Source organism: Corynebacterium appendicis CIP 107643, from assembly GCF_030408415.1.
Taxonomy (GTDB): domain Bacteria; phylum Actinomycetota; class Actinomycetes; order Mycobacteriales; family Mycobacteriaceae; genus Corynebacterium; species Corynebacterium appendicis.
The window spans coordinates 923,751-945,409 of sequence record NZ_CP046976.1; the positions used below are offsets into that span (position 1 = coordinate 923,751).

Below are 21,659 nucleotides of genomic sequence, written 5' to 3' on the forward strand. Positions count from 1 at the left end.
TTCGGTAACTTTTGGAGAACCTATCCCCGGAACGACGAAAACCGGCCGGTTTTTCAGCCTCAAAGGTCTTTGCCGGCCGGTTTTTGCTTAGAAAGTCGGTGTCGTTCCACGACCTGTAGGCCACTCGGCGTGAAGGCCTTGAAATTCAAGGTCTTAGCCGGTGGCCTTTTGGCTTATGCCGCCTTCGGTGGCGCGTTGTCGCCCAACTTCCACTGCTCAATGTCGTCAGCGTCAGGCTTGCGGCCACCCCGCGGCGGAGGCGGAGTCGGCTTCTGGGACGTATTTGGACGCGACCAGGCAGCCGCGTCGAGCATGGCAAGGTTCACGCCCACCGCGGCCATGGCCATGCACAGCATTTGCGCTGCCCAGCCACGCATAAGACGGGTCGTCACGTCGCCGGCACCCTGGTAGGAACCGTTCTTGAGCATTGCATTGCGAGACTCAATGGTGTTGCGGCGGCCGTACTCCTTGCGCCACTCCGCAGTCATAAAGGCAGGACCGTGCTGGAGGAACTTCGCGCCGTCCTCGGCGGTGTTCTTCAGCGTCACGGTGCGCTGCTGGCAGACCTTCGGGCAGGAAGCCTTGGAGGGCACCTCGGCAGCAGTCAGCTCGTCCTTCTGGAACCCTGCCTTCTTCTTGCCTTCCTCGGCAGGCGGAACCAGCGGACAGGTAATTTCTGCACCCTCCGCACGCGCCGGACAACCCAGTCGCACGTCGCCCTTCTTGTTCGGCTTCGTACCGTAGCGAGCGAGCGCGAGGCGCTTGCGAGCCTGAAGCAGGTTCGAGAACTGCTGGTCGGTCAGTTGCCCCTTTTCCCACGCGGTGTAGGGGTCGAGCAGGCGCGGCATGTTGAGAATTGCAGGACAGTACGCAGTACCGTCCACAATGGGAGCACCGGAGGTCGTAATGGTTTGCACACCGCGGGTGTCCCGGCGCATGTCAGCGACAAACCCGTAGCCGAGTTTGCGCATGGGCATTTGGAACTTCACCGGGTTCTGACCCGGCGAGTACAGGCGGTCGGCAATGAAGTGCCGGCGCGGGAGTTCCGGGCGGTCGGTGAGGTTCTTTAGCGACTCGAAGACGCGCTTTGAGGGTGCCACAGCAGGCACCCCGCCAGTGACCCCGAGAATGAGCCCCGGAGCGCCACCCGGCTCGGCAAAACCCTCACCGCACATGGCGACAACAGTGGCTTCCAACCCCCAGGTGTGTGTCGCGGTCTTCCTCGTGTTTTCGCCGTCGTGGTCGCCTTCCTTGGCGTGCCAGCCGAGCGTCGGGGTCGAAGCGACAAGGCGGTTCGGGTTCGTCTTGCCGGAGAGCATGTCCTTCTTGTTCGGGTTGCCGTTTTTCGACACCGGAATAATGGTACCGTCGACGGCAATGTCACCGTTCCACTTGGCGAAGGTGTCTGGGTCCATGAGTTCCACGCTCGCCCACACGAGGCGGTTGACGAGTTCGACGCCGCGGGCTTTGCGCTCCTCAAGTCGGGCTAAGACTTTCTTCTTGCCCTTTTCCTCGTCGTAGTAGGCAATGAACGGCACCCACTCCTCGACGGTGTAGCGACGTTTCTTGCTCACCTCCGGGAAGGGCTCAATGGTCGCGCGAACGCGGTCGAGGCAGGCGGCAATGCGCTTGTACCACGTCATGTAGGTGTCGAAGTGCGCCTTCGGGTCGGCTTCGTCCCACTCGAATGGGCTGAGCCCCAGAAGGTCCCAGCCCTTACCTTCCAAACCGAAGGCGACGGCCTTTGCCATGTGTGCAATGAGCTGCGGCGACTGTGTGACTGCCTGGTAGGTCCACAGTGTCAGCGCCGCGCGGGTGTCCACCTCGGGCGGGCGTCCGCCCTTGTCGGTTTTCAGCCCGTCGGCGACGCGCCAGGAGTCCACGAGACCAACCGCGCCGGAGGCGTCAACAATGCGCTGGGCCAACTGCATGTTCGCGTACGACACGCGGCGCTCCTCCACCAGACGAATGTTGTGGCGGTGGCCTTTCTTCGCGGGTGCGTACTTGCGTGTGCGAAGTCCCTTCGACATTATTGTCACCTCCTTTTCAAGCGGAAAGTTTTTGGCAATAGAAAACTCACCCTGGGTCGCGACCAGGTGTTTTATGGGGTTAAAAGTCTGTGCGGGAAGCGCCTACGCGCTGCCGTGAATGAGCGTCAGCCCTCGCTTCGACGTCTCGTGCAACGTCCCGGAAAGCAGACTTCTCGCCTCGCGCGCCGAAACGTGTGTCGGTTCGACCAAGAATTGCCGGTAGTGCTGCAAGTCGCTCAAACCCGCGGCCTCGACGACGGCGGTCTCCGGCACGCCCTTTTTGACTTGGTTGACAAGCCAGGTTGTGCGTGCCCGTGCCATATCGAGCACCGTGCCCCGGTGCGGAGAGCGTTTCGTAAACGTCGCAACGGTGCCCGAGTCGGCGGTTGTCCGCATTGGCCGAAACAGCCACTCAGTCGCGCTCGCTGCGTCCTCGACGGCTTTAGCGACAACACCTGCCCACTCGCGCTCGACAGGCACGAACCGTTTGTTTGCCCCGCGGTAGCCCCACGGGTAAACCACGGTGCCTTGAGCGTCGGTCTCAACGTCGCCGGCCGTGAGGTTTGCGACCTCGCCGGAGCGAAGTCCTGCGCCAAGTGCGAGTGCGAGCAGGAGGTTCGCCTGCTGACGGCGAGACTCGGTGTGTTCGGCGTTCGCCCACACCTTCACGTCGAGCACTTCCGCCTCGGTATACGGCGCGGCCTTCGATTCGTTGCCGTACTCGGGGCGCTGACGCGGTCCGTCGAAGTTCGGGTTGACCTGTTTGGCGATCCGGCGCAGCGTCGCCCGTGACGTGCCGCGGACGTGCGTTGCAGCGGTGTCGAGCTCCTGGTGGCAAAACGCGTTGATCGCCCCTTCGCTGAACACGACAGCAACGCTGACGTCTCGCCCAGCGTTGAAGACATGCACCGCGAGTCGGGTCACGAGTCGAAGTGCGTTTCGGCACTGGTCAGCCGACCAGTCGGCACTGGCGACAGCGGCGACGTGCTCGCGCACGAACGGTGCGACAACGTCCCACTCGTGGGGTTCGACAACTTTCGGGGTGTAGGCCGCAATGACCTGGTGAGGGTTATTGCGAGTGGTTGTGGTGGGCATATTGAATCGCCCTGGGTTTCGTTCCTACTTGGTTTCCTGTCCAGCGAGTGCTGGTCGGGCTGATCCAACCTCAGCGTAGTGCGTCGCTTCGACCTCAGCCGGAGATCGATAACCTATCTCGCCGTGTAGGCGGGCGTTGTTCCACCACCACACGTATTCGAGCGTTGCGAGCTCGACTTGCTCGACCGTTCGCCACGGCCCCCGGCGACGGATCAACTCCGTCTTGTAGAGCCCGTTGACCGCCTCAGCGAGAGCGTTGTCAGATGAGTCGCCGACTGTCCCTGTCGATGGCCTCGCGCCGAGCTCGGCAATCCGGTCGGTATAGACGACGGACAAGTAGTTCGAGCCATGGTCGGCATGATGGACGAGATCGTCGAGCGACCCGCGAGTGTTGAACGCCGCCATGTTCAGCGCTTGCAGCGGCAACACGTCCGCTTTCAATGTCGCCGCGACATTCCACTCGACAATCGTGCGGGAGAATACGTCGATGACGAACGCGACGTACGCGAACCCTGCCCAGATTGCGACATAGGTGATGTCCGCGACCCATAACCGATTAGGCGACACCGCATAAACGGGCCCTTCACTATGAAGGGCCACTAAACGATGCCGAGCTGTAGTTTCTGCGAACTCACCCTTCCCCAAATTTCCCCCATCTTCGAGGGCACGAGGGTTCTCCACCATGGTCTCGATCGTTCCAGCCTGTCCTGAGTGTCAGCTCGCCAGCGGAAATTCTTGATCAGACCTCCACCTGATCTCCGCACAAATACGCGGGCGTACCGGCCAATGTGGAACTCGACCGGAAGACAGGGGCGCGGTATGGTGTGGGCGAGTGTAACCGTAGTGGCCATTGGCCTGGGCGTGTTCTGGGCCCGCGTGCTCTGCCTCATTGTCGCCCTGACAGGGACCGCTCCCCAGGTGTGAGACACCCAGGGACCAATCGATGGGTGAGCCGGGTTCAACCACATACCCCATAGGGGTATAATTGGAGGTGTTCCAGTGAGCACCAGCAACGAATATGAAGAGGAGAAGATGTCTATCCAGCCTCGCAGTAACCTTCCGTTGCGAGTCACCCACCTGGCAGGACGTGGTCAACATTCCGGCCTTCGGCCGCGTCACCATCCGCGTGGCCTTCGACGACATCGTCGGCCGCACCGTCTACCACTGTCACATCCTCGACCACGAGGACCTCGGCATGATGGGCACGATCCTGGCCCGCTAACTCGGCGCACCCGACCGCAAGCACACCGCCAACCCCGCCCGACGAGAAGAAAGTACGGTACCGCATGGATCGCAGCACCCAGTCCTCGAACTCACTGACCCTCACTGGATCCGTTGCGCTCGGGACGGGGGTGATGATCGGGGCGGGCATTTTCTCCCTGGTAGGGCAGGTCGCCGAGCTGGCCGGGGGGTGGATGCCGTGGGCCTTCCTTTCCGGGGCAGTGGTGGTGGCCTTCAGCTCCTACTCCTACATCCGCTACGCAGCCACCAACCCTTCCTCGGGCGGAATCGCGATGCAACTCAAAGCCGCGTATGGACCCGGGGTCGTGGCTGGCTCGTTTTCGCTGTTCATGTACGTGTCGATGATCCTCGCCGAGTCCCTTCTCGGCCGAACCTTCGGTACCTACATGCTGCGACCGTTCGGGATGCAGGACTCCGACGTGTGGGTCCCGGTGCTGGCCGTCCTCGCCATCGCCGGCGCCGCACTGGTGAACCTGGTGGGCAACCAACTAGTGGAGCGCTCTGCCATGGTCACCGCAGCGCTCAAGATCGTCGGCATCGCGGTGCTGGCGATCGCGGGAATCCTCGCCGCGGGACTCTCCTCCCTGCCCCGGCTCATTACCGCCGCTGGACGCACGCCACCAGACCAGGGATGGGTGGGCTTTCTCGCCGGTGTCACCCTATGCATCCTGGCGTACAAGGGGTTCACCACGATCACCAACCACGGCGGGGATCTGAAGAACCCCAAGCGCAATATCGGCCGCTCAATCATTATTTCCATCGCCCTGTGCACGGCGCTCTATCTATTGATCACCGTCGCAGTCACTGCGAGCCTGACCGTGCCAGAGATCATCGAGGCCCGCGACTACGCACTGGCCGAAGCAGCCCAGCCGATGTTCGGCGACTGGGGCATGAGAATAACCGTGCTTATCGCGGTGGTCGCCACACTGTCTGGACTGATCGCGAGCCTATTCTCAGTCTCGAAGCTCTACGACATGCTCCGAGAAATGGGCCAAGCCCCGGGCCTGCCCGGCCGGCCAGGACATCAGTCGCTCTACATCACCGCCGGGCTGGCGATCGTGATGGCCGCCTTCTTCGACCTCTCCCAGATCGCCTCCCTTGGCGCTATCTTGTATTTGGCCATGGACATTGCCATCCACTTCGGGATCATCCGCCATCTCAAAAACGACGTCGCCGCCAACTCCTGGATCCCGTTGCTCGCGATCATCCTTGACCTCGCGGTACTGGTGCCCTTCCTGCTCACCAAGAGCCAATCGGACCCGTTCACCCTCGTCATCACCGCGCTAGTGGCCCTAGCCATCGTCCTCGCCCAGTGGCTCGCCGTGCGACACCACCAACACCAGTGAGAACACAGAGCACACCAGAGACTCCAACCAACCCAGCGCGATTCAGGCCGCGCGACGCGCGTCCGCTGAGCGCGTTGAGGCGCGCATCTCCCCACACTTGTGGCACACGTCGTACCGGCTTCACCGAACCTTCACGTGAAGGACAGTTCGTCCTTCACAAACACTTGGCAGATTGGGGGTGTACCGATCAATGGTCCCGTGCACTCGGGGCTGGATCGAGCACCCAGGAGGAAACGATGCAGGCGAGATGGAGTATCAACATCACCCCTATCGAAAGGGGCGCTCGCATCGTGTTGGGTCTTCTCGGTGTCGTTGGCGGAGGAATTCTGCTCAGCCAGGCGGACTCCACGGGCGCGGTGATCGTGGAGCTGTTGTTGATCGTGGCTGGTCTGGACCTGATCGTCACTGGTGGGACCGGGCACTGTCCACTGTACAAAAAATTGGGCCGCCTCCCGCTTCGGAAAGGACACCCCTCATGAGCGAGCAATCACCCCAGGAGCGACGGCGCCAGCCACTAGACGCGCCCCCTGATCAGCCCCCCGTTGCGGGGTCGGCTTCCCCCTTCAGCGATGGGCCTCTGGAAGAGCAGTACCCGCCCGAGCCCTCGAAGCCCGGACGCTCCGGTCATCGTTGGATGATGCTCGCGTGTTGTGTCCCGATGCTCGTTCTTGTCGGGGTCCTGCTGGTGACCGGGGTCGCAGGCACCGGAGTGATCGTGTTTGGCGCGCTGTGCGTGGCGATGATGGGCCTGATGATGTTCGCAATGCCCGGTGGCCACGGCCATTAACCCGCCACTACACGCTCCTGGGATCCAATCGGCTCAGCATTGAACCGACCAGGAGCGAGCACGACGCGATTTCCAAGGCTGGAGGACACCGAGATGGCTGCAGCGGCCACTAGCACGATGAGTTACACCGTCAGGGGACTGACCTGCGGTGAGTGCATCGCGCGAATGATCGAGCATCTATGGGGGCTACCCGAAGTCGAGGGGTGTCAGTCGACCTCATCAAAGACGGGCAGTCCGTCATCACGATCAGATCTTCTCCCGAAAACTGGAGCGCCCCGGGTTTGATGGAGACATCGAACAGCCGGAAGGACAATGGATTCATGGCAGCACCACGGAGGTACCCGGACGAGTTGCGTGATCGCGCGACGCGGATGGCGTTGGACGCGTTGGCGGACCCGGATCGTGCGCACGGGGCAATTGCCCGCGTCGCCGAGCAGCTCGGGGTCCACAAGGAGGCTCTGCGCACGTGGGTTCGTGAGGCCCAGGCCGAGGGCGTGACCTCGACGAGCGTTGATTCCGATCGGGACGCCCGCCTGGCCGAGCTGGAGAAGGAAAACCGCGAGCTGCGGCGTGCGAACACGATCCTCAAGCAGGCCTTCTTCAGGATCTCGTTGGCGCGTTGGGATTCGGCGAGTTCTTTGCGTAGCCTGCGGTTTTCTGCGTCCAGGTCAACTGACTCCGTCGGGGCGGACATGCCGGATTCCTTGTGTGTGCGGACCCAGATCCGCAGGGTTTCACGCGAGATGTTGAGTTCGTCGGCGATGCGGGAGACTGCGCCGCGGGTGGTGTCGGGGTCGCCTTGTGCGTGCAGGACAAGTTCGATGGCCCTGGCTTTCAGTTCGGGTGTGTACTTCGAGGGCATGGGGTTGCTCCTTGAAGCGTCCTGGTTTTCGTTCCGCTTATTTAACGCCCAACGTTTGAGCGCCTGATCGTTGATAGTAAGCGTCCTCCATCTCCTGTGGAGTGATATATCCCAGGGATTGATGAAGTCGCTGGTTGTTCCACCAGTGCACCCGGTGAAGGGTGGCAATCTCGACTTCACCGACCGATGCCCACGGCCGGTGGGGATAAATCAGCTCTGTTTTGTAGAGCCCGTTGACCGTTTCAGCCAACGCGTTGTCATAGGAGTCGCCAACGGTGCCGACAGACGGATCGATACCCGCCTGGGCGAGCGCTTCACCGTAACGGATCGACACATACTGCGAGCCGCGGTCACTGTGGTGGACAAGCCCTTCTGAGCGAAGATCACCAGCGTGATACAGGGCGTGCTCAAAGGCCTCCAGCGGCAGTTCATCGGTACGCATGCTCGCCCGAGTCGCGACACCGACGATCTTTCTGGAGTACACATCGGTGATAAACGCGGTGTAGGCAAAACCAGACAAGGTGCGCACATAGGTAATGTCAGCGACCCACAACCGGTGCGGTGCGGGGGCAGTGAAGTCACGGTTGACCAGGTCAGGGCGGCAATCCGGCACGTTGGCCCGAAGCGTTGTCATCGGTGTGCGGCCACGCCTGCGGCCGTAAATGCGAGGGTGTCCGATTGTTTGTGTGCGGGGGCTTGGGTTACAAGTAATCCGCGAATCGGTCAGGGTACGCCACGGCTAGTTGGTTGATGGCTTGTTTCCACCCGGTGGCTTTCGCTCCTTCAATATAGCCGTTGCATTCGATGTCGCGTTTCGCTTTCTTCGCTCGCTGGGCAGCGCGCTTGGGTTGCGTCCCTTAGTGTGGTGTAACGCTTGCTGATGGTGGGCCCTGGCAGATATAGGGGCGGCCATCGTCAGTAACCTTTCGACTCAACTACCACATCTCACCGAAAGGCACATGACGATGACCGCTGCTCCGCATTCTATCGACCCTGCAACCTATCTGGACGATCTGCTGGCACAGGCCTCCCCGGATCTGATGCGGCAGATGCTGCAAGGGTTTATCAACCAGATCCTCTCCGCCCAAGCTGACACCGTCTGCGGGGCTGAGTATGGTGTCGCTTCTGCCGAGCGGGTCAACCACCGCAACGGGTACCGTCACCGCGACCTTGATACCCGTGTGGGCACGATCGATGTGGCGGTGCCGAAGCTGCGCCACGGAGCGTTCTTCCCGGACTGGCTGTTAGAGCGCCGCTCACGGGCCGAACGCGCCTTATCGACTGTGATCGCGACCTGCTACCTCAAAGGGGTTTCCACCCGCAGGATGAATGACCTGGTGGCAACACTTGGGATTGCCAATATGTCGAAATCTCACGTCTCGCGCATGGCGGAAGAACTCGACGAGATGGTCACAGATTTCAAAAACCGCCCACTCGATCCCGGCGGGTACGCCTACCTGTCGTGCGACGCGCTCACGATCAAAGTCCGTGAAGGCGGCCGGGTGGTCAAATGCTCTGTGCTGCTAGCTACCGGGGTCAACGCCGACGGCTACCGCGAAATGCTCGGCATGCATGTCGCCACCGCGGAATCCAACGCATCGTGGAAAGGCTTCTTCCAAGACTTAAAAGCCCGCGGGCTGCGTGGTGTTTATTTGGTCACCAGTGACGCCCACGAAGGCATCCAGCACGCTATCTCCGAAGTGCTGCCTGATGCATCCTGGCAGCGGTGCCGCACCCACTTTGCGAAGAACCTCTACGAGAAAGTCCCAAAGACCCAGTGGCCGATGGTCTCGGCGATGTTCCAGACAATCTTCCAGCAACCCGACGCCCAATCCACCTGGGCCCAAGCCCGCGAAGTGGTCGACCTGCTGGAACCGAAGTTCCCACAGGTTTCGGCGTATTTGGAGGAATCCCTCGATGAGGTGTTGGCGTTTACCGCAGCCCCGAAACCAGTCTGGACGAAAGTCTGGTCAAACAACCCCACCGAAAGGTTAAACCGGGAGATCCGCCGGCGCACCGACGTCATCGGCATCTTCCCGAACCGCGAATCCATCATCCGGCTCGTCGGCGCTGTCCTAGCCGAACAGCACGACGACTGGATCCAGCAAAAACGCTACATGTCACTGTCCGCACTCGAACACACCAAACAACTCATGCACCACCCAGGAGATGATCATGGCGACCATCACCAGCTAACCGCCTAACCACAACCCCGAACTAAATACCGAGCCGAAAGCTAGACGGCTACACCACTACACGGGACTTGACCGCGCGCTTGTCCTCGATATTGCAGATCATCAGCCACAGCGTCTTCAGCGCCGCAGTATCGTTCGGGAATTGGCCCCGGTTACGAGTAGCTTTACGCAGTTAAGCGTTGAGCGATTCGATCGAGTTGGTGGTGTAGAGCACCCGCCGTGCCGCCGGCGGGAACTGCAGAAACGGTATGAACCGCTCCCAGGCGTCGCGCCAGACTTTGACCGACTGCGGGTATTTCTGGCCCAACTCTGAGGCCTCGAAGGCATCAAGGCTGGCACGGGCGGTGTCCTCGTTTGCGGCCGTGTAGACCTCACGCAGCGCCCGGGAGACAGATTTGCGGTCCTGGTAGGACACCCACCGGTTCGCAGCCCGAATCAGGTGCACAATGCAGGTCTGCACCATGGAATTTGGCCAGGTTGCCTCCACGGCTTCCGGTAGACCTTTCAGCCCGTCGCAGCAGACGATGAACACGTCTTGGACACCGCGGTTGGCCAGGTTCGCGCACACCGATGCCCAGAATGCGGCGCCTTCATTATCAGCGATCCACAATCCCAAGATGTGCTTGATGCCGTCGATGTCGATGCCAACAGCCATGTAGCAGGCTTTGTTGACCACGCGGTGACCGTCACGGATTTTGACGCGGAGCGCGTCGAGGAAGATCACCGGGTAAAACTCGTCGAGCTGGCGGTTTTGCCAGATCATGACCTCGTCTAAAACCGCATCGGTAATCGTGCTGATCGTATCCGGGCTCATATCCACCCCAAGCGTGGTCGCAAGGTGGTGCTGAATATCGCGCACCGTCATCCCACCGGCATACAGCGAGACGATCATGTCGTCGAGTTCTGTCAGCCGGCGTGCTCCCTTGGGCACCATCTTCGGGGTAAACGTGCCGACACGGTCCCTGGGCACGGTCACTTCCACTGCACCGTAGCCAGAATTGACGGTCTTGGTATACGACCCGCTGCGGTGATTGCCGCCCTGCGCGGTTTCCACCTGGGCTTTGGCCTTGCGGTCGGAATGTCCGTAGCCCAAGTGCGCATCCATTTCCGCCTGCAGACCAGCGTTGATCGATGCCTGCAGCAGGCCTTTGACCAGGTCGCTTGCATCATCAGCGGACGTCGACAGCTCGCTGATCAAGCTGTGGGGCCCGGCCCCCGGAAAGTAGACACCGTGGGGGTGAAATTATTGGCTTTACTCTAGCGCATTGTTAGGAAGCGTGAGATTCGTACTCAATGGGTGTGAGGTACTTGCACCAGGAATGCCTTCGGGTGGTGTTGTAGCGCGCACACCATGCGAAGACGTCGCGCCGGCAGACTAGCTGATTGGAAAAGACTTTCTGGTCTTTGAGCACTTCTCGTTTCAACGCCGCGTTAAACGACTCCGCGAGTGAATTATCAGCGCTGCTGCCAACTGCTCCCATCGACTGGGTGACGTTGAGTCTTCGGCAGACAGCCTGAAACTGCGATGAGGTATACACGCTGCCATGATCTGAGTGGAAGATCGCCCCGGAGAGACTGCCACGGGTACGGCGAGCATGCTCGAGCGCTTCTTCGACGAGGTCGGTGCGCATGTGGTCTGCGATCGCGAAGCCGACGAGCATCCGCGAGTAGCAGTCAATCACAGAAGCCAGATACATATTCGACCCGTCTGCGATCGGCAGATAGGTAATATCGCCGACGAGGATCCTATTGGCAGCTGGCGCAGTGAAGTTACGCTTGACCAGGTCAGCGAATATAAAGCGATGACTCCCGCGCTGCGTTGTCGTGACCTTACGTTTTTTCGTGTAGCCGCGCAGCTGAAGCTTCCTCATAATCCGGGCGATGCGCTTATGGTTGACCGGTCCGGTGCTACTGTACGCATCGTTGAAAGTCAGCTCGGCGGCAATGCGTTTTGCGCCGTAGAGCTGCTTCTTGTCGTCGAAGATGGCCTTCACCTTGGCTCCGAGTATGGCATCATCAACCAGTCTGCGGTGCCGCTGGGTGCTGCTAGCTTTCCATTTGTAGTAGGAGCTGCGGTTTAACCCGAGTACGGTGCACATCCGCTTGACCGAGTAATCGGTGCGGTGGTCATCAACGAACCGGAAGCGGATCACCAGTTCGTCTCTTCCATGAAATATTTGGCTGCCTTACGCAAAATATCGCGTTCTTCTTTCAGGCGGGCGTTTTCCTGTTGCAGCTGACGTAGCTTCTCAGCATCGGTCAGTTGCCTCGCACGATCAGCACGTAAGCCCGCTGAAAACTGGGGTTTCGTGCCAGTTCCGTACTTATCAACCCATACGCGAAGCGTGGAGCGGTTGATCCCTAAATCAGCGGCCGCCGCGTTCAACGACACCTGTGGATCGTTCTCGTACATCGCGACCGCGTCGCGCTTGAACTGATCCGAATAAACCTTCCTAGGCATGGAGGTAGATTACCTTTCCCCGACTCAACACAGCCGGAATCAGAGGTGTCTACCAAACAGGGGTCAGGTCCGTGTGAGTGCTCTTCGAAATGTAGCCCACTGGCGCTCTTTGAAAAGTAGCCCAGTGTGGTCGTAGTTATTGTGCCTGATTTGTTTGTGGTGTTGTGAGTTCGCGGCCTTTGATGCGGTGGCTTACTCCTCGGTGTTGGAAGATTTTTGCGTGGTGGACGATGCGGTCGACCATGGCAGTTGCAACGGTGACGTCTCCGAAGCATTGGGCCCATTGGGAAAAAGCCAGGTTGGATGTGACGATGATGGATCCGTGTTCGTATCGGCGTGAGACGAGTTGGAAGAACAGGTTTGCGGCATCTGCCTCAACGGGGATGTATCCGAGTTCGTCGATGATGAGCAGGTGGTATCCGCTTAGGCGTTTGAGTACGGATTCGAGTCGTCCGGTGTTATGTGCCTCGGTGAGTGTGTTGATCCACCCTGCGGCGGTGTCGAACAGTACTCGGTAGCCTTGCTGAGCAGCGGTTATGCCTAGGGCTGTAGCTAGGTGTGTTTTTCCGGTGCCTGGTGGGCCTAGAAGGACGACGTTTTCAGCGGTTGCGACCCAGGCACCGGTTTCTAGTCGGGCGATGTCGGCGCGGTCGATGCCGGGTTGGGCGCCGAAGTCGAAATCGGCGATGGTTTTGACTGCTGGAAAACCGGCTCGTTTAACGCGTTGGCGCGCTCCGGATTCAGCGCGTGCGGTGGCTTCTACTGAAAGTACCGCGGCGAGGTATTCCTCGTAGGTATACGATTCTGCGCGTGCTTGTTCAGCAATGGTGGCGTAAACGGTGTTGATACGTGGGGCTTTCAGCGTCTGTGACAGGTGCGCAATCGTTGCTTGGGTGTCGTGGGCGTGCGTGTGGGACATAGTCGAATCCAATCTTCTTTGGGGGGCTAGGCGATTGAGTCGTAGATGGCTAAGTCGGCTACCTCTACGTCGTTGTCTGGTGTGTGGTTGTGTCGTTGGGGTCCGGTGATTAGCTGTCGCATGCGTCGTGCGGCGTGTCGGTGGGCAGGGTCGGTGATGACGTGGTGTTTGCCCCAGTAACGCCGGTGGCAGGCAGCGATTTCGCCGGATGGTCCTGTGACAGTGATTTCTTCTAGACAGGTGCGCACGGTCACAAGCCTGTCGATGAAGGCGGGGTCGACGCTGTATTGGTTGGTGTCGACGGTGATGTAGTAGTTGCGTGGCAGGCGTACCGCAGGACGGATCCCGATCGTTGGGGCATACGGCGGAAGTGGACGCATGGACTGTTGGTCGATGCGAAACAGATCGATCGGGCGGGTTTTCAACGTGGCATGGGTGCGGGTGTTGGCCACGGTGCTAAACCATTCATCGAGCTGGTCTTGCACATCCTGCGGGTTGCTGAAGCGCCGGCCTGGGAAAAAGGAGCGCTTCATATAGCCGTTGGTGCGTTCAACGATGCCTTTCGATTCCGGATCTCTCGGCGGGGCCTGGACGATCTTGGTGCCGATTGCACCGGCGAACGCAGCGACTGGCTCACACAGGCGGGCCTTACCGATGCCCGCTTCCCGGTCCCATACCAGCCGGTCGGGCACGGCTTTGAAGTCGCGCTCGATGAGCTGCCACATCCCAGCTATCAGGTCGTCGGTGCGACGGGTTGGTAGCAGACAAGCCGCGGCGAATCGGGAATGCGATGCCGCCATCACCAGCACCGGGAATGGCCGGGGCACACCGTTTGCATCGGGCAGCCCGCCAGCGGCAAAAGTCAGGTCGCACTGGATTTCACGCCCGGGAAGATGGGTGAGCGTGTCCACGGGGTCTGCGGGAAGATACTCGGGTCGGATCCGGGCAATGTTTTTGCGCAGCCACGATTCTGACCCGGTCCACCCAACGCGTTGCCCGATGACTTTTGCGTTAAGACGTGGAGTTTCAGCCAGCAACGCGCGTACTTGTGGTTCGAAGGCATCGAAACTTGTGGTTTTAGCCCGACGCGTCGGGTATTTCGGAGGCGAATCCGAAGCGAGTGCCCGCTCGACAGTCTTCTTCGCGCAGCCAACCTCGTTGGCAATCTTGCGTATCGATAAACCCTGCCCACGCAGGTATCGGATCTGTGCCCATTGCTCCAAAGAAATCACCCATCCAATCTTTTTCGGATGGGCTACTTTTCGGGGAGCGTTTTGGGCTACTTTTCAAAGAGCGCTGACAAGCTGGCCAGCTCAGGATTTTCCATCAGCTTCTCGCTGATCTCGTTGACCCTCGCCGGGTCATGGCCTTTCTTCGGTGACACCGTAGTCATTATCGGTGAAACTCCTTCTAGATCAGAGCCTCACACACAAACTTCCTGACACTCCCGTAAATGCCAGCTTGTTTCATCAAACGCGCGGTCTGATCACGACCGATGCTCCAGCCGGCGCGCTGCATAGCCTTCCACATCTTGCGGACCCCGTAGACACTGAAGTTGTCCTCGTAGACCCTCACCAATTCAGGAATAAGCAGCGCATCCGACAAACTCCTCGCCGACGGCGCTCGTGTTTTCGCTGCTCGGTAACCACGAGAGGTGATAAACCCACATTCTGTCTCTTTCAATGTGCGACAGATAGCCTCGACCCCGAAGCGATCGCGATACGCATCGATGTATTCGATCATCTTCTGGTGGGACGGTCGAGTTCCGCCGCGAAAAAAGCTGACGCGGTTTTCAAGATCTCATTAGCCCTGCGTAGCTCCTTAATCTCTTTCCGCAGCCGCTTCAGTTCGTCAGCCGCTGACTCGCCGGCGCCAATCTCAACATCGGACGAGACCATATTCGGCTTCAACCAATCGTTGAGCGTGTGCGCTGGAATGCCGAGCTTTTCACCGATCTCTACGGCTGCACCCCATTTCGAACACCCTTCGAGCTCAACGAGGTCCTCAGCCAAACGCACTGCCTTGGCCTTGAACTCGTCACTGTACTTCCTTGGCATGATTCCAATCCTTCTCTAGAAATGATCGGAACTAAACCCAGGACACTTCATGTCGAGGCGAAAGGCGGGGCGAGGGTCGGTACGGGTTTCCGGGGCGGAACGCGGGACGGGGTGTGTAAGGAAGCGGCGGAAGACGTGTAAGCCGCCGCGGAAGCGGCGGCGAGTCTAGAGGTTGGGGAGTTTACTGAATGTCCCCATCGACCAACAAAATCATGAAGTCTCGAGATATCGTTCCTACGATGTCTCGAGATTTTCGTTTTCGGGTTTCCCGGGGTGGGTGAGTTCGTTGTGCGTCTTGTTGTAGATGAACAGTAGAGGCGCTTGCACTCAGAGGCTGTGGCTTCGTTCGCTCAATGGCGGGGTTTTGCAGCGCTCCATGGCGGTCTTGTTGCTGTGATCACGCAGGACTGGCTGCGGGTAGTTGTTGGGGTCTGAACCGAGAGGGGTGCGCCCGGTCGGGGCCGTTTGGAACACTGCTGCTCCGTCAGAGCCCGAAGGCTCCGCCGCTGACGAGGATCACGATGCCGAGGCCGATGAGAACGATGGGAAAGAGGATGTCCTCCCAGCGTTCGAGCACTTCCGCGATCGGGGGGCGGGTGGCGACGAACTTTGCCAGGGCCACCAGGACCGCAACGAGCGCGAGGAAGATAACGCAGTAGGCGACTACTGCGAAAGGTTCCACGCTGAGGAATACAGGGGTGTAGACACCGATGTTGTCGCCGCCATTGGCAAACGTGACGCCTGCGACTGTCCAAACGCCGACCTTCTTGCCGGCAACCTTGGCCTCGTCGTCATCGTCGTCATCGTCTCCGCGCCAGGCCTGCCATGCGGCCCAGAGGCCGATGCCCAGAGGGATGAGACCAAAGTATGGAATAGCTGCCGGGGGCAGAAATGCTCCGGCGCCGATGGTCACAAGGATCGCGGCGACGAGGATGCCGGCAAATCCGAGGTACTGGCCGGCCAAAATACGGGCGGTGGTGCCGCTCTGGCCTGCCCCTCGCGCGAAGAAGAGGGAGAGCACGATGATGTCGTCGATGTTGGTAGCTGCGAACAGGCCTATCGCTTGCAAGACTGTGGTGAGGATCATGCGCCCTCCCCAGCTACGTCGCATCCGGGAAGCGAGCAGGCGGGATCCATGCACGGGGCGTCTTCGTCTACTGCCAGGGTGGCATCGACCAGTGTCGTCAGCGCCTGCGCCAAGTGCGGATCGGCAATCTCGTATCGTGTCCGACGACCCTCGGGCTCGGAGACGACGATCCCGCAATCGCGCAGGCATGCCAGGTGGTTGGACACATTCGGGCGTGTCAGGTCCAGTTCTCGGGATAGTTCCGCCGGGTAAGCGGGATGGTCGAGCAGGGTCAAGATGATCCGGGATCGAGTGGGGTCGGCCAGTGCACGACCCAGGCGGTTCATCACGTCGAGACGCGAAGCAATAGTCAGCATGCACTGAACTATACAGCGATCACTGAACTAGTCAAATTCCGGATAGCGGTGCAGCTGTGTGTGCTGCCCAAGAGACAGTGGAAGGAGCAGAGATGGCAGAGATTCCGGCAAAGCGAAAACAGCGTCGCCAGCTCGAGATTCAAGTTGCGCACGAGCCTGGCGTAGGTCAAGTCCCGTGTAGTGGTGTAGCCGTCTAGCTTTCGGCTCGGTATGTAGTTCGGGGTTGTGGTTAGGCGGTTAGCTGGTGATGGTCGCCATGATCATCTCCTGAGTGGTGCATGAGTTGTTTGGTGTGTTCGAGTGCGGACAGTGACATGTAGCGTTTTTGCTGGATCCAGTCGTCGTGCTGCTCGGCTAGGACAGCGCCGACGAGCCGGATGATGGATTCGCGGTTCGGGAAGATGCCGACGACGTCGGTGCGCCGGCGGATCTTTCGGTTTAACCTTTCGGTGGGGTTGTTTGACCAGACTTTCGTCCAGACTGGTTTCGGGGCTGCGGTAAACGCCAACACCTCATCGAGGGATTCCTCTAGATAGGCAGCGACCTGCGGGAATTTCGGTTCCAACAGGTCAACTACCTCGCGGGCTTGTCCCCAGGTGGATGCGGCATCGGGTTGCTGGAAGATTGTCTGGAACATCGCAGAGACCATCGGCCATTGTGTTTTCGGGACTTTCTCGTAGAGGTTTTTCGCAAAGTGGGTGCGGCACCGCTGCCAGGATGCATCAGGCAGTACTTCGGAGATGGCGTGCTGGATGCCTTCGTGGGCGTCACTGGTGACCAAATAGACACCACGCAGCCCGCGGGCTTTTAGATCTTGGAAGAAGCCTTTCCACGATGCGTTGGATTCCGCGGTGGCGACATGCATGCCGAGCATTTCGCGGTAGCCGTCGGCGTTGACCCCGGTGGCAAGCAGTACGGAGCATTTGACCACCCGGCCGCCTTCACGGACTTTGATCGTGAGCGCGTCGCACGACAGGTAGGCGTACCCGCCGGGATCGAGTGGGCGGTTTTTGAAATCTGTGACCATCTCGTCGAGTTCTTCCGCCATGCGCGAGACGTGAGATTTCGACATATTGGCAATCCCAAGTGTTGCCACCAGGTCATTCATCCTGCGGGTGGAAACCCCTTTGAGGTAGCAGGTCGCGATCACAGTCGATAAGGCGCGTTCGGCCCGTGAGCGGCGCTCTAACAGCCAGTCCGGGAAGAACGCGCCGTGGCGCAGTTTCGGCACTGCGACATCGATCGTGCCCACACGGGTATCAAGGTCGCGGTGACGGTACCCGTTGCGGTGGTTGACCCGCTCGGCAGAAGCGACACCATACTCAGCCCCGCAAACGGTGTCAGCTTGGGCGGAGAGGATCTGGTTGATAAACCCTTGCAGCATCTGCCGCATCAGATCCGGGGAGGCCTGTGCCAGCAGATCGTCCAGATAGGTTGCAGGGTCGATAGAATGCGGAGCAGCGGTCATCGTCATGTGCCTTTCGGTGAGATGTGGTAGTTGAGTCGAAAGGTTACTGACGATGGCCGCCCCTATATCTGCCAGGGCCCACCATCAGCAAGCGTTACACCACACTAAGGGACGCAACCCCTGGCGTAGTTCGGGAGATCGGTTTTCGGGCCCCAAGCAATGATCCGAACGGGACAAAACTCGATGGCCTCATCATCTTGAACCGGGAAGGCTCGAACAAACTTATCTACCTCATCCGCAGCCTCGACTCGATTCCCGTTTGCAGCGGGGACACCTCGGGGTTCGACGACGGTTCGCGCCGCCAAGGAGAGCCTTGCCGGATGGATTGCCGAGAGGGACAACGAGGGAGACAACACTGGCGACGGTGCATACTTGGTTGAACCACGCTCGTTTTTGATGATCGGCCCATGTGCGATTTGTGCCGCGCCCAAGGCAACCGAATTGGCTCGAAGTTCCGTAGCTTTGAAAGTTTCCGCTCGAACCGCAAGTCACCGGAGGTGCTCACCTTTGACGAGCTTGTCGAGCGTTCACGGTGGAGCGTGGAGCTTGCCGAGAGGCAGGAAGAGGCGGAAGCGGAATTTCCTGACTTCCCGTTCTAAGGGGCGCTCCTGCTCACGTCATATAATTGACTTCTGTCGTGTAACCGGAGGCGAAACTGCGTGTAACCGGGGTGTAGCCGCGGACCTGATATAACTGGCCGGGAGGCTTCATAAAAGCCCCCATCAGTCGGGACATCGTTGACAGATCAGTCGCGACATGGTGGACAAACCGGCGTCTTGGTTTTTCATTTTCCAAGGCGCCGATTTTTGTTTCTAGGTTTGGGGTCGTCCACGATTCAGTTGGCATCCTGGGCCTCCCTCTAATTGCTCATGCTCACCGCGCGATTCAATGGATCGCCTGGCTGCGTCGCCGCGGTGGATAGGGGGAACAAAGAGAAAGAGCCGCCGGGGGTAACCCCGGCGACTCCAACGATCCTCACGAATCCCCCAGGGGCGAGGCGGGTGAGGTTCTACGCATCGACTTTCGCGCGGCGAACGCTATTACGGCTTGAGCACGACCTTGATGCAGCCGTCCTGCTTCTTCTGGAATTTCTCGTACATTTCGGGGGCGTCGTCGAGCGGCGCGGTGTGGGTTTTCAGGTCGAGAACGCCTAAGGGATCAGACGGGTCGTCGACCAGCGGGAGGATGTCATCGGTCCAGTTGCGCACGTTGCACTGGCCCATCCGCATCTGCACCTGCTTGTCGAAAAGCGTCATCATCGGCATGGGGTCCTTCATCCCGCCGTAGACGCCACTGAGAGAGATAGTTCCGCCGCGTCGCACGGCGTCAATCGAGGTGTAGAGCGCACTCAGGCGGTCCACACCGGCGTTGCCCACGGCAGTGCGGCCGAGCGGAGAGGGAAGCAGGCCAGCGGCAGCCTGCGCGACGCCGCCGACGGGGGAGCCGTGAGCTTCCATGCCGACGGCGTCGATGACGGAGTCGGGGCCGCGGCCGTCGGTAAGCTCACGCAGCTGCTCCGCGGCTTCTTCACCGGCGCCCTCGATGACCTCGATGCCGTGCCGGGCTGCCATGGCGCGCCGATCCGCGACGGGGTCCACGCCGATGACGCGGTAGCCGAAGTGGGCACCGATGCGGGCGGACATCTGCCCGATCGGTCCGAGCCCGATCACCGCGAGCGTGCCACCGTCAGGGACGTTGGCGTACTGAACGGCCTGCCAGGCGGTAGGCAGAACATCGGAAAGGAAGAGGTAGCGCTCGTCCTCGCCGACGCTGGGGACCTTGATGGGGCCGTAATCGGCGTGTGGGACGCGCAGGTACTCGGCCTGGCCGCCGGGAAGCGAGCCGTAGAGGCGCGAGTAGCCGAGCAAGGTGGCACCGCTGCCGTACTCGCGAACCTGCGTGGTCTCGCATTGAGACTGAAGGCCGCGCTCGCACATGTAGCAGTGTCCGCAGGAGACGTTGAAGGGGACGACGACGCGGTCGCCGGGCTTGAGGTTGGTGACAGCGCTGCCGACCTCCTCGACGATGCCCATCGGCTCGTGTCCGATCACGTCGCCTTTATCCATGAAGGGGCCGAGAACCTCGTAGAGGTGGAGGTCGGAGCCACAGATGGCGGTGGAGGTGACGCGAATGATGGCGTCGGTGAGTTCAATGATCTTGGGGTCGGGGACTTCTTCGACGGTCACGGTGCGTTTAGCTTGCCAAGTCAGGGCTTTCATAAGAAACCTTTCATTCGTTAAGGTACGGCCGAGTGTAACCCCGTCTGTGTGCAGCATGCCACCTTGTAAGACGCTGTGAAATCTTCGTCACATGTTTTAGAGGTTATGCGTCCGGACGGAAACTGGGACCGGGCAGCACCGATTGACTCATGAAGTGACTAGCCGCCGTCCTGCACCTGCGGCCGGGCGGCGGACCCGCCGGCCTCGCCGCGGGGTTTGGAGCGCCAGGTGATGATGGCGCCGGCGAGGGCGACCAGGGGGATGCCGATGAGCATGCGGGCGGTCAGCTCGTCGCCTTTGAGAAGCCAGCCGAGGATGGAGCCGACCACGGGGTCGAGGGCGAACAGCGTGCCGACGACCTGGGCGGAGGTGATCCTCGCGGCTAGGGTGTCGGCGATATAGGGGATGACCACACCGATAAGGGCGGCGAGGGTGAGGACGAGCCAGGCGTTGGGGGAGACGTCGATAAGCTTGGGCGCGGCGATGGGGAGGGTGACGAGCGCGGCGACCGCGACTGAAATGGCGAGGTCGCTCAAGCCCCCGCCTTCAGCCTTGCCGACGCGCTCCGCGAAGACCGTGTAGGCGGCGAAGAAGCCGCCGGCGAGGAAGCCGTAGATGAGGCCGGCCGGGTCCATGCCGGATGACGGGCCCGCAATCAGCACGACGCCGATGAAGGCCATGAGCGCCCAGCCGCGTTCGCGCCAATGTTTCAGGCCGAGGAACGAGACGAGGCACGGGCCGAGGAAGTCGAGCGTGACCACGACACCTAAGGGGAGGCGGTCGACGGCGGCGAAGTAGAACTGGTTCATCGCTGCCATCGCGATGCCGTAGATGCACGCGTTGATCCAGCGACCGCGGCTGAATGTGCGCACGGCGGGGCGGAACGCGACAAGCAGCATCACGGCGGCGATGACGAGACGGAACGTCGACACCGCCACGGTGCCCAAATCCGCGAAGAGCGTCGACGACACGATCGCCGACGACTGGATGCCCAGAGACCCGATGAGCACGAGCAGAACAGGCCGCAGATCCACCGCATCGTCCGTCCGCGTCACGCGGGGCCTCCTTTACCCGAAACGACCCCGCGCGCAGCGGGGGAAAACCCGTTCATCGTATCGGCAGCGCCGCAGCGGGCGCCGGCAAGGGTGGGTTAGGCAATGCTGAACACGAGGAGCTGCACCAAGATGTTGTTGCACATGTGCAGGATGAATCCCGCTCACAGCGAGCGGTGCCAGCGGGTCACCAGCGCGAACGCGAGTCCGCCGAAGAACGTGTAGACGATGGCGGGCGGCGCGATGTGCACAGCCCGCGGCGCTTCATGTACCCCACCAGCGCAACGGTCGGTATGGCAAGCGCCAGGATGATCAGCACCGGCATGAGCGTCCTGACCATGCCGCCGAGGTCGAGCCCCTTCAGCCCGAACGCCGAGCCGACCAGCAGCGCGTAGACCGCCGCCATCGCGGCGGCGCCGACGAGCATGTCCTTCAACTGAGGGCGAACGCCCAGCGGGTCCAGCTCGTTTTCGTTCATGGGGC

General features: G+C 60.5%; 16 protein-coding genes and 7 pseudogenes. 6 read left to right on the top strand and 17 right to left on the bottom strand.

What is annotated here, in order from left to right; all coding sequences use genetic code 11:
- Positions 1–173: 173 nt before the first annotated feature.
- The 3 genes and pseudogenes from CAPP_RS04650 to CAPP_RS04660 all read right to left on the bottom strand — a co-directional run.
- Positions 174–2,030 (bottom strand): hypothetical protein, encoded by a 1,857-nt coding sequence (locus CAPP_RS04650; RefSeq protein ID WP_076599985.1) that lies wholly within the window; start codon positions 2,028–2,030, stop codon positions 174–176.
- 102 nt (positions 2,031–2,132) lie between these two features.
- Positions 2,133–3,125 (bottom strand): tyrosine-type recombinase/integrase, encoded by a 993-nt coding sequence (locus CAPP_RS04655; RefSeq protein ID WP_076599984.1) that lies wholly within the window; start codon positions 3,123–3,125, stop codon positions 2,133–2,135.
- 24 nt (positions 3,126–3,149) lie between these two features.
- Positions 3,150–3,695, bottom strand: a pseudogene (locus CAPP_RS04660) (IS3 family transposase); the annotation flags it as partial.
- A 517-nt stretch (positions 3,696–4,212) separates the two neighbouring features.
- Here CAPP_RS04660 and CAPP_RS04665 point away from each other — a divergent pair.
- The 5 genes and pseudogenes from CAPP_RS04665 to CAPP_RS11220 form a co-directional block, all read left to right on the top strand.
- The gene (locus CAPP_RS04665; RefSeq protein WP_412459501.1) at positions 4,213–4,347 is read left to right on the top strand and encodes a multicopper oxidase domain-containing protein; all 135 of its coding nucleotides are present in this window, start codon (positions 4,213–4,215) and stop codon (positions 4,345–4,347) included.
- A gap of 64 nt (positions 4,348–4,411) precedes the next feature.
- Positions 4,412–5,713 carry an APC family permease gene (locus CAPP_RS04670; RefSeq protein ID WP_076599982.1) on the top strand — a complete coding sequence of 434 codons (1,302 nt, stop codon included), beginning with the start codon at positions 4,412–4,414 and terminating at the stop codon, positions 5,711–5,713.
- Positions 5,714–5,949: 236 nt separating this feature from the next.
- Positions 5,950–6,192, top strand: coding sequence for a YgaP family membrane protein (locus tag CAPP_RS04675; protein WP_076599981.1), 243 nt, complete (start codon positions 5,950–5,952; stop codon positions 6,190–6,192).
- Positions 6,189–6,500 (top strand): hypothetical protein, encoded by a 312-nt coding sequence (locus CAPP_RS04680; RefSeq protein ID WP_076599980.1) that lies wholly within the window; start codon positions 6,189–6,191, stop codon positions 6,498–6,500. The genes CAPP_RS04675 and CAPP_RS04680 overlap by 4 nt, the downstream gene beginning before the upstream one ends.
- 320 nt (positions 6,501–6,820) lie before the next feature.
- Positions 6,821–7,066, top strand: a pseudogene (locus tag CAPP_RS11220) (transposase); the annotation flags it as partial.
- 122 nt (positions 7,067–7,188) lie between these two features.
- On the opposite strand, the pseudogene CAPP_RS11225 reads toward CAPP_RS11220, so the two are convergent.
- From CAPP_RS11225 to CAPP_RS04695, 3 pseudogenes are all read right to left on the bottom strand, one after another.
- Positions 7,189–7,362 (bottom strand): annotated as a pseudogene (locus tag CAPP_RS11225) (transposase); the annotation flags it as partial.
- Positions 7,363–7,399: 37 nt separating this feature from the next.
- A pseudogene (locus CAPP_RS04690) lies at positions 7,400–8,026 on the bottom strand (IS3 family transposase); the annotation flags it as partial.
- A gap of 37 nt (positions 8,027–8,063) precedes the next feature.
- Positions 8,064–8,213: pseudogene (locus CAPP_RS04695) on the bottom strand (IS256 family transposase); the annotation flags it as partial.
- A gap of 114 nt (positions 8,214–8,327) precedes the next feature.
- Here CAPP_RS04695 and CAPP_RS04700 point away from each other — a divergent pair.
- On the top strand, positions 8,328–9,566 hold the full coding sequence (locus tag CAPP_RS04700) for an IS256 family transposase (protein WP_290173264.1): 1,239 nt from the start codon (positions 8,328–8,330) through the stop codon (positions 9,564–9,566).
- Positions 9,567–9,624: 58 nt separating this feature from the next.
- On the opposite strand, the pseudogene CAPP_RS04705 reads toward CAPP_RS04700, so the two are convergent.
- The 11 genes and pseudogenes from CAPP_RS04705 to CAPP_RS04755 form a co-directional block, all read right to left on the bottom strand.
- Positions 9,625–10,755 (bottom strand): annotated as a pseudogene (locus CAPP_RS04705) (IS256 family transposase); the annotation flags it as partial.
- 70 nt (positions 10,756–10,825) lie between these two features.
- Positions 10,826–12,018 (bottom strand): IS3-like element IS3502 family transposase gene (locus CAPP_RS04710; RefSeq protein WP_290172838.1). Its coding sequence is split into 2 segments (ribosomal slippage): positions 10,826–11,730 and positions 11,730–12,018, totalling 1,194 coding nucleotides; the frame shifts between segments, so codons are not numbered across the junction.
- A 136-nt stretch (positions 12,019–12,154) separates the two neighbouring features.
- Positions 12,155–12,937: an IS21-like element helper ATPase IstB gene (gene istB, locus CAPP_RS04715; protein WP_076600052.1), complete on the bottom strand. Its 783-nt coding sequence runs from the start codon at positions 12,935–12,937 to the stop codon at positions 12,155–12,157.
- Between the two features lie 26 nt (positions 12,938–12,963).
- Complete coding sequence (gene istA, locus CAPP_RS04720; RefSeq protein ID WP_290173261.1) at positions 12,964–14,169, bottom strand: IS21 family transposase; 1,206 nt, start codon at positions 14,167–14,169, stop codon at positions 12,964–12,966.
- A gap of 205 nt (positions 14,170–14,374) precedes the next feature.
- Positions 14,375–14,994 (bottom strand): annotated as a pseudogene (locus tag CAPP_RS04725) (IS3 family transposase); the annotation flags it as partial.
- A 484-nt stretch (positions 14,995–15,478) separates the two neighbouring features.
- On the bottom strand, positions 15,479–16,081 hold the full coding sequence (locus CAPP_RS04730) for a cadmium resistance transporter (protein ID WP_076600047.1): 603 nt from the start codon (positions 16,079–16,081) through the stop codon (positions 15,479–15,481).
- On the bottom strand, positions 16,078–16,437 hold the full coding sequence (cmtR, locus tag CAPP_RS04735; RefSeq protein ID WP_076600046.1) for a Cd(II)/Pb(II)-sensing metalloregulatory transcriptional regulator CmtR: 360 nt from the start codon (positions 16,435–16,437) through the stop codon (positions 16,078–16,080). Before cmtR ends, CAPP_RS04730 begins: the two co-directional genes overlap by 4 nt.
- 229 nt (positions 16,438–16,666) lie before the next feature.
- The gene (locus CAPP_RS04740) at positions 16,667–17,905 is read right to left on the bottom strand and encodes an IS256 family transposase (RefSeq protein WP_290173265.1); all 1,239 of its coding nucleotides are present in this window, start codon (positions 17,903–17,905) and stop codon (positions 16,667–16,669) included.
- Positions 17,906–18,945: 1,040 nt separating this feature from the next.
- Positions 18,946–20,124: a zinc-dependent alcohol dehydrogenase gene (locus CAPP_RS04745; protein WP_076598368.1), complete on the bottom strand. Its 1,179-nt coding sequence runs from the start codon at positions 20,122–20,124 to the stop codon at positions 18,946–18,948.
- Between the two features lie 158 nt (positions 20,125–20,282).
- Positions 20,283–21,179, bottom strand: a complete 897-nt coding sequence (locus CAPP_RS04750; protein WP_076598369.1) for an EamA family transporter — start codon at positions 21,177–21,179, stop codon at positions 20,283–20,285.
- 184 nt (positions 21,180–21,363) lie between these two features.
- A complete protein-coding gene (locus CAPP_RS04755) occupies positions 21,364–21,654 on the bottom strand; it encodes a hypothetical protein (RefSeq protein ID WP_076598370.1) in 291 nt (96 codons plus the stop codon).
- Positions 21,655–21,659: the final 5 nt, after the last annotated feature.